Source organism: Frankia sp. CoWAU3, from assembly GCF_977971855.1.
In genome coordinates this window covers 10,985-11,562 of sequence record NZ_CDWWXB010000066.1, presented here as the reverse complement: position 1 = coordinate 11,562, position 578 = coordinate 10,985, and the positions used below count along the sequence as shown (strand labels likewise).

Genomic DNA, 578 nt, shown 5'->3' with positions numbered 1-578 from the left:
GACGTGTTCGCCGAGGATGCCGGATACACCAAGAATGCCGGATACGCCGAGGACGTCGAGCGGGCGAGATGAGCCCCCACGCCTCGCCGCCCGTCCGTCGCAGGCGGTGTCGCCTCAGCGGTTACCGAACAGACCGCCTAGGCCGCCACCGCCGAAACCGCCGCCTGGGCCGTGACCACTGTGACCGCCGTGACCGCCGTGCTGGTTGCCCTGGAACCCACCCTGACCGAGGCCGAACTGTCCGGCGAGACCGGCACCCGCGAGCGCGTTGTACGGCGGAAGTAGCTCGCAGGGCTGCACGATGACGAAGCCCTCGCCGGTGAACTGCATCTGCCAGCTCTCCCCGGTGTTCCCCCGGGGTCGCCACACGGCCGAGGACGTCACCGCCGCCTGCATCGAGACCTGCAGGCTCGATGACCAGCCGACGACCGCGTCGGCGTCCGCGAAGTAGTAGTTCTGATGCGTTACGTGCATGACCAGCGGCGCCCCGGACGTGCAGACAGCGACCCGGCCGTTGCCGCGCAGCTCGACCTGGTAGCTCCCGACACCGGCGATGCCGACCTGGCTGTCCACCCGCA

Annotated in this window: 1 protein-coding gene; it reads right to left on the bottom strand. The window is 69.7% G+C overall.

What is annotated here, in order from left to right:
* Window positions 1–114 precede the first annotated feature (114 nt).
* The coding region (locus tag AC08ON_RS08495) for an AIM24 family protein (protein ID WP_476616744.1) at window positions 115–578 on the bottom strand (464 nt) is incomplete at its 5' end.